This window comes from Alcanivorax sediminis, assembly GCF_009601165.1.
Taxonomy (GTDB): domain Bacteria; phylum Pseudomonadota; class Gammaproteobacteria; order Pseudomonadales; family Alcanivoracaceae; genus Alcanivorax; species Alcanivorax sediminis.
Genome location: NZ_WIRE01000001.1, coordinates 476045 through 488615, shown reverse-complemented (window position 1 = coordinate 488615; position 12571 = coordinate 476045). Strand labels below are relative to the sequence as shown.

6 protein-coding genes are annotated in these 12571 nt (G+C 58.1%); 1 reads left to right on the top strand and 5 read right to left on the bottom strand.

All coding sequences use genetic code 11. The features are described 5' to 3' along the window. Positions 1-302: 302 nt before the first annotated feature. Positions 303-1712, top strand: a complete 1410-nt coding sequence (locus GFN93_RS02010) for an aldehyde dehydrogenase (RefSeq protein ID WP_153498756.1) — start codon at positions 303-305, stop codon at positions 1710-1712. A 461-nt stretch (positions 1713-2173) separates the two neighbouring features. Here the strand turns inward: GFN93_RS02010 and GFN93_RS02005 are convergent, their stop codons facing one another. The 5 genes from GFN93_RS02005 to GFN93_RS01985 form a co-directional block, all read right to left on the bottom strand. Beyond that, positions 2174-4492, bottom strand: coding sequence for a tetratricopeptide repeat protein (locus GFN93_RS02005; RefSeq protein ID WP_153498755.1), 2319 nt, complete (start codon positions 4490-4492; stop codon positions 2174-2176). Positions 4493-4758: 266 nt separating this feature from the next. Continuing rightward, positions 4759-6300, bottom strand: coding sequence for an arylsulfatase (locus GFN93_RS02000; RefSeq protein WP_208993709.1), 1542 nt, complete (start codon positions 6298-6300; stop codon positions 4759-4761). 66 nt (positions 6301-6366) lie between these two features. Then, complete coding sequence (locus GFN93_RS01995) at positions 6367-7962, bottom strand: arylsulfatase (protein ID WP_153498754.1); 1596 nt, start codon at positions 7960-7962, stop codon at positions 6367-6369. Positions 7963-8038: 76 nt separating this feature from the next. Beyond that, positions 8039-11182, bottom strand: a complete 3144-nt coding sequence (locus tag GFN93_RS01990; protein WP_328594136.1) for an efflux RND transporter permease subunit — start codon at positions 11180-11182, stop codon at positions 8039-8041. Further along, positions 11179-12360, bottom strand: coding sequence for an efflux RND transporter periplasmic adaptor subunit (locus GFN93_RS01985; protein WP_153498753.1), 1182 nt, complete (start codon positions 12358-12360; stop codon positions 11179-11181). Before GFN93_RS01985 ends, GFN93_RS01990 begins: the two co-directional genes overlap by 4 nt. Between the last annotated feature and the right edge of the window lie 211 nt (positions 12361-12571).

The following is a 12571-nucleotide window of genomic DNA, read 5'->3' as shown; positions in this document are numbered from 1 at the left end:
GTTTGAGCGGGGAACGAGTAGAAGCCACCTGCCTGAGTCTGTCTGATACTAAGTGAATTGGGTGTCGCCTGCCATGAGTCCGACCCCGTGTACTCCGGAATGGCGGAGACACCGTTGGTTGGAATCTATTCGTGCCAAAAATATACAGCATGATCAGTGATGTTTCTTTTACTGCCGCTGCCATTTATCCATGTGGTGTTTTTGGTCAGTTGAATGAAACTAATCTCATGGTGCGGTTTTGATACCCGTGAAACACTCTGTCTCCAATTGCAGTGATTGCAGGCATATCAAGGAGGCAAACCATGGGTGCGGTACTCGACGACAAGACCATCAATCAGTCCCAGGACTGGGCGGCAGACGCGGTCGCCAAACAGCGCCGTTATTTTGAATCCGGTGCCACCCGGAGCTATGAGTTCCGTATCCAGCAGCTGAAAAAGCTGAAAAGTGCGTTGGTGAAGTACCAGACTGACATTCAGGAAGCACTGAAAGCCGATATCGGTCGTCCGGAGTTCGAAGCCTATATCGAAATCAGCACCGCGTACGAGGATCTCAAGCACACCATCAAGCATCTCAAGAGCTGGATGAAACCCAAACGCGTGGCGACCACTCTGTGGGCACAGCCGGGTCGTAGCCGCATTGAGTCCGTGCCTCAGGGTGTGACCATGCTGATGGGGCCGTACAACTATCCTTTCCTGCTGCTGGTGCAACCGCTGATCGGTGCCATTGCTGCCGGTAACACGGCAGTGCTCAAGCCGTCTTCCCTGAACCCCTCTGTAGCGAATGTGGTCGAGAAGATGATGAAGGAATGCTTCAACGATGAGTTTGTGGCGACCTTCAAGGGCAGTACCGAAGTGACCAATGCCCTGCTGGGGCAGCGCTTCGATCACATCTTTTTTACCGGTAGCCCGCGTGTGGGCCGTATTGTCATGGCGGCTGCAGCAAAGCATCTGACCAAGGTGACACTGGAACTGGGCGGCAAGAGTCCGACCATCATCCACAAGGATGCCAACCTGAAGATCGCTGCGCGCCGGACCCTGGCAGGCAAGATGATGAACGTGGGTCAGACCTGCGTGGCGCCGGATCACCTGCATGTTCACAAGGACATCAAGGAAGCCTTCGAGAAAGAGTTGGTGGCGACCCTGAAGGAATGGTTCGGCGATAGCCCGCTGCAGAGCCCGGATCTGGGCCGCATGATCAACGACCGTCATTTCGAACGTGTTGCTGGCCTGATCGACAAGAGCAAGGTGCTGGCGGGTGGTCAGACCGATGCCCGTCAGCGTTTTATCGCCCCGACCCTGCTCAAAGATGTGACCATGGATGATGCCGTCATGCAGGAAGAAATCTTCGGTCCGGTACTGCCCATGCTGACGTACTCCTCTATGGAAGAGTTGATCGGCAACATCAAGAAGTTGCCGGAGCATCCATTAGCACTTTATCTGTTCACCGAAAGCAAGGATGTGGAGCAGTTCGTGTTGGCCAACACCCAGTTCGGTGGTGGTTGTATCAACAACACGGTGATGCACGTGGCCAACCCGAATCTGCCGTTTGGCGGGGTGGGTGAGAGCGGCATGGGCGCTTACCACGGCAAGAGCTCGTTCGACGTGTTCTCCCATCAGCGCGGCATCCTCAAGGCGACGACCCTGTTCGATATCAAGATGCGCTACGCGCCGTATCTGGACAAGGTGAACATGATCAAGAAGATGATCAAGTGATTGTCTTTTAGCGCCCACAAAAAAACCCGGCAAATCGCCGGGTTTTTTGTGGGCGCTAATAGACGCAACATGCAGCACGCTTTACGCAACAGGCTTTAAATTTCACAAGCGCACAGGCCGGGTGCATTCGTAACGGATGGGGATGCGGCGATCCAGGATGCCGCTGTAGGAGCTCTCTGTGCTCGTCAGGGTATGCCTGCAAGCGATCCGATCCCCGGCCAGGTAAGGATTCCAGAAGCGAGTGACGAGTAACGAGTTTCGAAAATCCAAAAACGGCGGCCAGATACGAGTTTAGGGGTTTATGCCTTTCGAAACTCTCTTCTCGAAACTCGATACTATTATAACCCGCTAAAGCTCGGATCGCTTGCAGGCAGACCCTGACGAGCACAGAGAGCTCCTACAGCGGCTTCGCAGTGATGGCAGTTATCGGGTAAACACAATTCTGATAGCTCGTAGCTCGCTCATCCCTCCCACTGCGCCAACAACTGCTCAATCTCCGGCGAGGTTCTTGCCTGCTTCAGCCACGCCACAGCCTTGTCTCGCTGCCCCACACTGTCCAGTGCCACTGCATAGACATACTGGTAGCGGCTGTTCTGTGGCTGCCCTTTGGCTGCGTCGTGCAGGTATGGCAGGGCGGCCTGATATTGCTGCTGGCGGACTTTCAATAGACCCAAGGCGAACAACAGGTCCGGTTGTACCGGTTGCAGCTTGAGGCCTTGTTGAAGCAATTGTTCACCCGCCTCATCGTTGCCATGGCTGCGGTAAAGATCTGCCATGTTGACGTAGGCAGCGGTCCAGTGTGGATCCAGTTTCAATGCTTGTTGATAAGCCTGTTCAGCCCGGTCGGGGTAACCCTGTGCCAGCAGGAAGTTGCCCAGTTTCACTTGTGCGCCGGGGGTGTCGGCATTGTGTGTCTGGGCCTGCTCGAACTCATTGAAGGCATTCATCAGCGGGCGCTGCAGGGCAGCTGGCACCTCATTGACCGGCACGTCCGCCAGAGCTTCGGCTGCAGTAATGCGCACCACCCTGTGCGAATCGCTCAGCAAGGGGCTGAGCAGGGGCCAACGTTGATTGAGGGGCAGCGGCTGCAATGAGGTGATGGCGGCCTGACGAATCTGCGGGTTGTCATTGTTGAGTGCTCGCGCCAGGGCCTGTACTGCCTCACCAGTGAGTTGCGGTGCCAGCAGACGTGCGGCGGTGGCGCGGGCAATATCCGGCTGGCCGGGGTTGCCGAGAAGGCCGGTGAGATCACGTACGGATGCTTCACCCTGGCGAGCGGCATGCAGTATCCCGGCAAACTGTTGATGTCCTTGTGGCAGATGCCCGTACCACTGCTGCAGTTTATCTTTGGCCCAGCTGGCGTCCTGCTCGGTATGGCACTGGTTGCAGGCATTGGGTGTGGCCAATGCCTCGCTCAGATCCGGGCGCGGAATCTGGAAACTGTGATCGCGACGGGCGTCCACCTGCATGAAGGTTTTCGCTGGCATATGGCAGTCCACACACTGGCTGCCTTGCCCGTTTTGTTCATGGAAATGATGCTCCGGTGTGCCATAGACAGGTTCATGACATTGCAGGCACAGATTGTTGCCGTCAGCTTTGAGTTCAAGGCTGTGTGGGTTGTGGCAGTCGCTGCAGGTAACCCCCTTGTCATACATCAGGCTCTGCACGAAGGAGCCGTAGACGAACACTTCATCGTCCACCTGGCCATCGGCATGATAGAGGCCCTCATCCAGAGTAGCGGGCAGGAAGCTGTCCATCAGCGGTTGGCCGGTACGGTCATCTTCGAAGGGTTGCGAGCGACGGGAGTGGCAGGCGGCGCAGGCCTGGATCTCGGTTTCAGTGGTGAGAGGGTGGCTGCGCACCGGTTTGTTGTTGGCACTGCGCTGCCATTTCACGCCGTCCCTTTCCTGAAAAAGATGGGTGAGTCCAAGGGTGTCACCGAAATCGTACTGCGCTCGCTGCTGTGGATCACTCCACAACAAATGGTTGGAGGCAGGGCCATGGCAGGCTTCGCAGGTGACATCGATATCGGACCAGGTAGTGGCGTAGCTGTCATCTACCGGGTTGTAGTTTTTTTCAAGATGGGTGGAGTGGCACTCGGCGCACATGAAGTTCCAGTTCTGTGAGCGCTGGGTCCAGTGCAGGCGGTGCTCGTGATTCACGCCCTGATCCGGGTAAAGCTGGAACCAGCGCTGACCGCCCTCTTCGGCTGCGCGACTGTCCCAGGCAATGCCCAGTACCTGCAGTCGGCCGCCGGGAAACTCCACCAGATATTGTTGAAGCGGATCGGCGCCGAAAGTGTAGCGCAGGGTGTAGGTCTGCAACGAGCCGTCAGGGCCATCGGTGCGCACCTTGAAGTCGTTGCCATCGCGGAAGAACTGGCTGCGCACGCCGTCGGCAGTAAAGGTGGTATCGGAAAAATCGCCAAGCACCGTTTCGCTGTTCACCGGTTGCATGGCCAGATCATGATGCGAGCCCTGCCAGTCTTCCACTTCGTTTTGGTGACACTGGCCACAATGGGCTGCGCCGGTAAAGCTGGCTTGCGGCGGCAGGGGTTTATCCGACGGAGTCGTTGCAGGCTTGTTTGACGTGGTGGAGCTATCGGAAGCGAAAAAATCCCGGGGCAGTACTGACACCATGATGACGCCTGCCAGCGCCAGCAGTGCCACCAGCAGCAGACCTTTCTGTAGGGGCGACACCTTCATGCCGTTATCTGTTGGCTCTGCATTGGGTGAGCTGTTGGTTTGCTTCTTGTGGCGCTGCGCCTTGCGCTTGGACATGAACGAACCTGGTAATGAAAGACGAATCAGAAAACCAGTATTACAGACCTGTCGGGGAAAGGGGAATGGCAGTCGAGCGTGTGGATGTGTTCTGTGGGAGCGGTGGTTCCACCGCGAAAGCCTTCTCGACTTAGGGGGCCTCTGAATAACTCCTTGCACGCTGAGCACGCAAGGCGTTATTCAGAGGCGCCTTCGCGCCAGGGATGCCTGGCGCGAAGGTTTTTCGTGTTGCATGTTGCGTGCAGCCTGTGGCGGCCGCAGAGAGGCTAACGGCTGTGGGACTGCTCGCTGATCATTTTGGAAATGTCAGTGACCTGAACCGACATGCTTTCCTGGGTGGGCGGGAAGTCCTTGAAGGACTGCACGAACTGCCCGATCTGAGCTGCCGCGGGGCCAAGAATCCAGCTGCGGTTTTCGGCCCACTCATCATAGCCACGGGAATGGATAAAGCGCTCGAAAGGGTCCTGCTTGAGGTTGATGATGAAGGGTGAAGTCAGCGGAACCTGCTGGCCGCGGAACCATTCTTCCTGATCGATGAACAACAGTTTCCAGTCGCCATAGCGTAGACCGTGGAAGGTGGTCTCAGTGAAATAGTAGAACTCCTTGCGCTTGGTCTTGCCCTTGTTCAACAGCAAGTCGCTCTGGTCGTAACCATCCAGATGGACCTTGTACTTCTTGCCGCCCACTTTCTTGCCCTTGAGCAGCGCTTCTTTCAGATCCGGTTCGCCGACCCAGGACATGAAGGTCGGCAGCCAGTCTTCCATGGTCATGAATTCCCCGGTGGAAACGCCGGCAGGAATATGATCTTTCCACTTCACCAGCATGGGCACACGGAAGCCACCTTCCCAGCCACCGACACCTTTCTCACCGTGGAACGGCTGATTGCCTCCATCCGGCCAGGAGTTGGATGCGGCACCGTTATCGGTGGAGAACATGATGATGGTGTTGTCGGCCACGCCCAGCTCTTCCAGCTGATCCAGCAGGGCGCCCACATCATCGTCCATTTCCATCATGCCGTCGGCGTAAATGCCATACCCGCTTTTGCCGTCATAGTCCTTGGTCAGGTTGGTGCGGTAATGCATGCGGGTGGTGTTATGCCACACGAAGAAAGGCTTGTCGGCCTCCACTGCATCCTTGATGAAGCGCTGGCTCTGTTCCAGTACTTCCTGATCCAGAGTGCGCTGACGCTCACGACCAAAGGGGCCAAGATCTTCAATCTTCTGGCTGCCATCTTCCTGAGCCCAGGAATGGGTCACGCCGCGCAGCTTCATGTTGTATTTTTCGGGGTTCTTGGGGTAATCAACCTGCTCTGCGTATTCGCCGGCATTGAGGTGATAGAGAATGCCGAAGAATTCATCGAAGCCGTGGGCGGTGGGCAGATGCTCGTCACGGTCGCCGAGATGGTTCTTGCCGAACTGGCCGGTGACATATCCCTTTTCCTTGAGCAGCTGTGCCAGTGTGACATCCTTGGCCTGCAGGCCCTGCTCGGCGCCGGGCAGGCCCACCGTGCTCAGGCCGGTACGCATGGGGTACTGGCCGGTGATGAAGGCTGCTCGGCCAGCAGTGCAGGAGGCCTGGGCATAGTGATCCATGAAGATCATGCCGTCGTTGGCGATGCGATCGATGTTGGGGGTGGTGCCGCCCATCATGCCGCGATGGTAGGCGCTGATATTCCACATGCCCACATCATCACCCCAGATCACCAGGATGTTGGGGCGCTTTTCTTCGCTGGCGGTGGTTTCTGCACAGGCGGTATTGGCTATCCCCAGCAGAAGCATAAGGGGAAGGAGTAAGGTTCGTTTGAGCATGGTTACGCTCCTTGCGGGTAGTGCGCATTAAACGATGGACTGGCAGGTGCCAGCCGCCAGCTAGACTTATTGCTTGCCCTTGTTGATGAACTCTTCGACCACGTTGGACATGTCAAAACTCTTGCCGCCTTGCACCGGCGGGTATTTGGCCAGGCTTTGCAGATGCTGTCCCATCAGTTCTCCCATGGGCTGAATCAGCCACGAGACTTTCTGCATGAGGTGGCCGTAAGAGTCAGAATTGTCATAACTCTCGAAGGGATCCATCCGCAGGTTGAAGACCAGCGGTACGGTGCGGCCCACCACATTGGCGTAATAGTCTTCCTTGGTGGAGAAGTGGAATTTCCATGGTCCCATGCGCACGGCGGTCAGCTTGGACTCGTAGTAGTAAAAGATGTGGTTGCGAGCAGACTGATCTGCTTCGCCCAGCCAGTAGGGCAAGTTGTTCTCGCCATCAATGGGCTGTTTCTTGGCCTTCATCACCTGGTCTTTCACATCATCCACGCCTGCGGCGGCCGCCAGGCTGGTGAACATGTCCATGTGGGATTGAATGCCATTGAGCACCTTCGGTTCCTGAATGGCTTGAGGCCAGCGCAGCATGGACGGCACCCGGACACCGCCTTCGTAGGTCGTCATCTTCTCGCCGCGGAACGGGGTGGTGGCGCCGTGGGGCCAGGAGCTGTGCTCGGGGCCATTGTCGGTGGAGTACCAAATGATGGTGTTCTCATCCAGGCCATTATCTTTCAGCCATTGCAGCACCATGCCGATATCGTGGTCGTGCTGCAGCATGCCGGAGCCATGATAATCCGCTTCAGAGGTGTACTCTTCAGCAGCATAGCGCCACTTGTCATCAAGGCGGGTATAGAGATGCATGCGGCTGGTGTTCAGCCAGACGAAGAACGGCTTGTCGTTGTCCTTGGCCTGCTTCATGAAATCTTCCGCTTTGGGAATCACTTCCGCGGCATCGAAATTTTTCATTCTCTCCTGGGTAAGAGGGCCGGTGTCTTCACACTTCTGTTTGCCCATGACGCCAAAGCGCGGATCCTTGCTGCCGTCCTTTTTGTCGGTGGCAAAGCAGTGCAGCACGCCACGGGTACCGAATTTTTTCTCATAGCTTTCCAGGTCACCGGAATAGGCCTTGGCGAAACGCTGGTAATCCCGTTGCTCGGCCTCTTCCTGGGTGTTCAGGTGATAGAGATTGCCAAAGAACTCATCAAAGCCATGGACGGTGGGCAGGTGCTCGTTGCGGTCGCCGAGGTGATTCTTGCCAAACTGGCCGGTGGCATATCCGGCGTCCTTGAGTACTGCTGCCAGCGAGGGTGACTTGGCCTGCAGACCCAAGGAATCGCCAGGCTGGCCCACGGTGGTCATGCCAGAGCGGATCGGGTACTGACCGGTAATAAAGGCGGCGCGCCCGGCGGTGCAGGAAGGCTGGGCATAGTGATCAGTGAAGCGAATACCTTCCTTGCCGATGCGGTCGATGTTTGGCGTCGTGTAGCCCATGGTGCCCATGCCGTAGGCGCTGACATTTTGCCAACCGATGTCATCGCCCCAGATCACCAGGATGTTGGGTTGCTTTTTCTCGGCCGCGGCTTCTTCTGCGCCGGTGGTGCCGGATAATCCCATCAACATCAGGATGGGCAGCAACAAAATCCTTTTTTTCATGGGCACTCTCCTTTTTTGTCGAGTTTTTATCATTCTTGGTATCGGTCTGGCATTGTGGCAGAGCGATGAATTTTGTTCACTTGAAAAACTTGCGCTTCAGGCTCTCCCGGGTGCCCTGCACGATGGCATAGAAGGCAGGAATCATCGGGGTTCCAATCAGCAGCGCTGCCAGCATGCCCCACATCACGGTATGACCGAGTGAAAGCTGGCTGAACATGCCCGCGCCGCTGGCAAAGGCCAGCGGCAGGATGCCCAGCACAAAGGACAGGGCGGTCATGCATACGGCCCGGAATCGCAGTCGCCCGGCTTCGGCGGCGGCTTCGAGGATCGACAGCCCCTCCTGCTCTCGTCGCTCGCGGGCGAACTCCACGATCAGGATGGCGTTCTTGGCGGCGAGGCCAATCAGCAGCACCAGCCCCACCTGGGCAAACAGATCCAGCGCTCCCAGCTGCGGGATGCCAACCTGCCCCACCATCAACAGCCCGCCAATGGCGCCCGCCACGGCAATCGGCACCACCAGAATGATGGCGGCGGGTACCGACCAGCTTTCGTACTGGGCGACCAGGAACAAATAAATGAAGACCATGGCCAGAATGAACGCGATGCCAATCTGGTTACCGGCCTTCTTCTCCTGATAGCTCTGACCGGTCCACTCCACCTGATAACCCTGCGGCAGTACCTGCGCAGCGATTTTTTCCAGCGCCTGCATGGCATCACCACTGGAGACGCCAGTCACCGGTGAAGCCCGCAGGATGGCAGAACGGTAGAGGTTATAGCGGTTGCTGATGTCCGCGCCGAGTACCGGGCTCACCGTGAGCAGGGTGGATAGCGGCACCATGTCACCGTTGCTGCTGCGGGCATACAGCTGCTCGATATCTTTCAGGTCAGAGCGGTAGTCCGGGTCGGCCTGCATCATCACCCGGAAGGTGCGGCCGAACAGGGAAAAGTCATTGATGTAGCTGGAGCCCAGCTGGCTTTGCAGCACAGTGAAGACGTTGGTCAGGGGCACCTGCAGGGTTTTGGCCTTGTTGCGGTCAATGTCGATACGATACATGGGCACATTGGCGCGGAAGCTGGAATAGGCGCTGCTGAACAGGGGGGACTCGTTAGCGGCCGCGACCAGCAGTTGCATGGCTCCGGCCAGCTCCGCGTGGCTGCGGCCGAGGGTGTCTTCCAGTACCAGCTCCAGGCCGCCAACGGCCCCCATGCCGGGCACCGACGGGGGCGGGAAGGCCTGAATCTGCGCTTCAGGGATGGTCTTGTAAGCTTGCTGGGTAATCCGCGCGGACACGGCCAGGGAAATGTCCTTGAAGTCCGGACGGTCATCCCAGTGCTTGAGTACCACGAAGCCGGTACCGCCATTACTTTGCACGCCGCCGGTGAGCATGGAAAAACCAGCGATCATGGTGGCAGATTCCACGGCGGGATCGGCAGCCAGCATCTTCTGTACCTCTTCCACCACCGCTTCGGTACGGTTGATGGAGGCGGCATCGGGAAGCTGTACGTTCACCAGCAGCAGGCCCTTGTCTTCCATCGGCACAAAGCCGGTGGGCACGGCGCGTGCACCGAAGAACAGCCCGACCATGAGCAGCGCATACAGCGCCAGTGTCAGGCCGCGGCGGCCCAACAGTCCGCCGACAATACGGGAGTAGCCGTCGGTAACCTTGGCAAAGCCCTTGTTGAACAGCCGGTACCAGCCGGCCTCCGCCTTGCCACGGCGCAGCACCAGGCTGGCCACCGCCGGGCTCAGGCTCAGTGCGCATACGGATGACAACACCACCGCCACACAGATGGTGACGGCAAACTGGTTGTACATGATGCCGCTGATGCCAGGCATCAGCGCCACGGGAACGAACACGGCGAGCAGTACCAGGGTGGTGGCAATGATCGGGCCGGTGACTTCCTCCATGGTGCGGCTCACCGCATCACGGGTGGACAGGTTGGGATCTTCGCTGAGGTGGCGGTCGGTGTTTTCCACCACCAGGATGGCATCGTCCACCACGATCCCGATGGCGAGGATCAGGCCAAACAGGGTGATGGTGTTGATGGTCATGCCGGCGACCAGCATAACGGCCAGGGTGCCGATCAGGGACACCGGAATCACCACGGTGGGAACAAGCGTCGGGCGCCAGTCGCCGAGGAAAATAAACGTAATCAGAATCACCAGTCCCACCGCCATCAGCAGCGAGCTGGTGACCTGGCGAATGGCCACTTCCACATAGCGGGTGGTGTCGTAGCCAATGGCGTAATCGAGGCCATCCGGGAAGGTGGTGCTGAGGTCTTCCAGTGCCTGCTTGAGGGCGTCACCGGTGGCCAGGGCGTTCGCACCGGGAGACAGGTAGGCCGCCATCACCGTGGTGGGATGGTTTTGATAATTGGCCGCAATGCTGTAGGAGAGCTGACCGAGCTCGATGTGGGCGACGTCACCCAGGCGCACCATGCCACCGTTTTCATCGGCGCGCAGGATAATGTTCTCGAACTCTTTCACGTCCTTGAGGCGGCCCTCCATTTGCAGAGCATATTCGGTACTCAGCTTGCCCTCGAAGGGCGGCGCGCCGATCTTGCCTGCCGGGGTCTGTACGTTCTGCTCGCGCAGGGCATTGCCAATATCGTCCGGGGTAATGCCCAGTGCGGTCATCTTTGGCGGGTCCATCCACAGGCGCATGGAATAGTCCGCGGCACTGAATACGCTGACATCGGCAATGCCGTCCACCCGCTTGAGCGGGTTCTGCACATTGAGCAGGCTGTAGTTGGCAATGAACAACTCATCAAGGGAGCCGTCCGGCGAGTAGAGGTTGATGGTGAAGAGTATGTCCGGTGAGCGCTTGTCGATGGTCAGGCCCTGGGCGCGCACTTCCGCGGGCAGGGACGGCTCGGCCAGCTTGACCCGGTTTTGCACGCGTACCAGTGCCATGTCCGGGTCTTCACCCACTTCAAAGGTGATGGCGAGGCTGTAACTGCCGTTGTTGGAGGAGCTGGACGACATGTAGTCCATACCTTCCACCCCGTTGACCACATCCTCAATCACTTGCCCCACGGACTCTTCCATGATGGCAGCGGAGGCGCCGGGCCAGCTGGCGCTGACGGAAATCTGCGGTGGCGCCACTTCCGGGTATTCGGAAATTGGCAGCAGTTTCATGGCCAGCAAGCCGGTGAAGGTAATCACCAGCCCCACCACCATGGCCAGTTTGGGACGCTGAATAAAAACGTCACTGATCACGGGGCATCACTCCCGTTGCTGGTTTCCTCGTCGTTTGTGTCTGTCGCGGGTATCGGCTGGCTTCCCGTGTGGGCCTGGGTCGCCGGCTTGTAGTCGGATACCACGACTTCACTGCCGGGGCGCACTTTCTGGATACCCTGCAGTATCACTTTGGCGCCCGCTTGCATGCCTTCCGTGACCAGAACGTTTTCGCCAAAACGCTCGCCAGTTTGCAGGTTGGTGCGCAGCACCCGGTTATTCTCATTCACAGTGAAGACATAGGTGCCCTGTTGGTCCACCTGAAGTGCCGCCTGGGGAATCATCAAGCCACTCAGGCTTTCCTTGAGGCGTACTTGCGCCTGCACATACATGCCGGGGCGCAGCAGATCTTTCGGGTTGGGCATGGCGGCGCGGACTTCCACTGTGCCGGTATTGGTGTTCACCCGGTTAGACACATAGACGATGTTGCCGGTGTACGGATACTCGCTGCCGTTAGGCATGATCAGGCCCACTTCGATGTCGCTGGCCTTGGGCTGGTTGTCGCTCATGGCGGCGTCGGTGAGCAGTCGTTCCGGAATCTGGAATACGGCCTGCATATCGTTGCCCCCCACCAGCGTGGTGAGTGTGCCATAGGAAGGGCTGACCACATCACCCACGGAGGCCACAGAGCGGCCGACGCGACCTGCCTGTGGCGCCGAAATATGAGTGTAGGAGAGATCCACCTGGGCACTTTCCATCGCCGCTCTGGCAGATTGTTCTGCCGCTTCCGCTTCCAGCTTGCGGGTTTTCAGCGTGTCGTACTCGGAATCTGAGATGTAGCCCTTTTCGATCAGCTTGTTGGCACGTTGCAGGTTGCTCTTTGCATCTGCCAGGGTGGCACGAGCCCGCTCCTGTTCCGCCTTTGCCCGGTCCAGCGCGGCCTTGTAAGGCGCCGGATCGATATCAAACAGCGGTGCCCCTGCGTCCACATTGTCCCCTTCCCGGAAATGCACGGCGGTGAGTTTGCCGGACACCTGGGCGGTGATATTCACGTCGCTGCGGGAATCGATCCGGGCTGAGAAGGTGCGTTCGGGTTGATAAGGTTGCTCGCTGGCGGTGACCACAAACACTTCTGGAGGGGGCGCTGCTGGTGGCTGTGCGTCGTCGCACGCGCCGAGTAGAAGGGTGGTTAGAGGCAGGCCCAGTTTGATCCAGCGCATGGCAGAATTTCTCCGTATGTTTGTCGGTGAGCGTCACCGAATCCCTTTTCGCCGGTTCACTCTAGCATGAAGCGTATGACAGGGGAGAAGCCCAACGGATCGGGCTGCGGCAGCTTTCATGGCGGTGGGGACGTGACCATTGATTGCCCCGGTGTTTTTTGCTTTGTGGGCAATCCACACCGCTTTTTGATGGGGGGGGTAAAACGCTTCG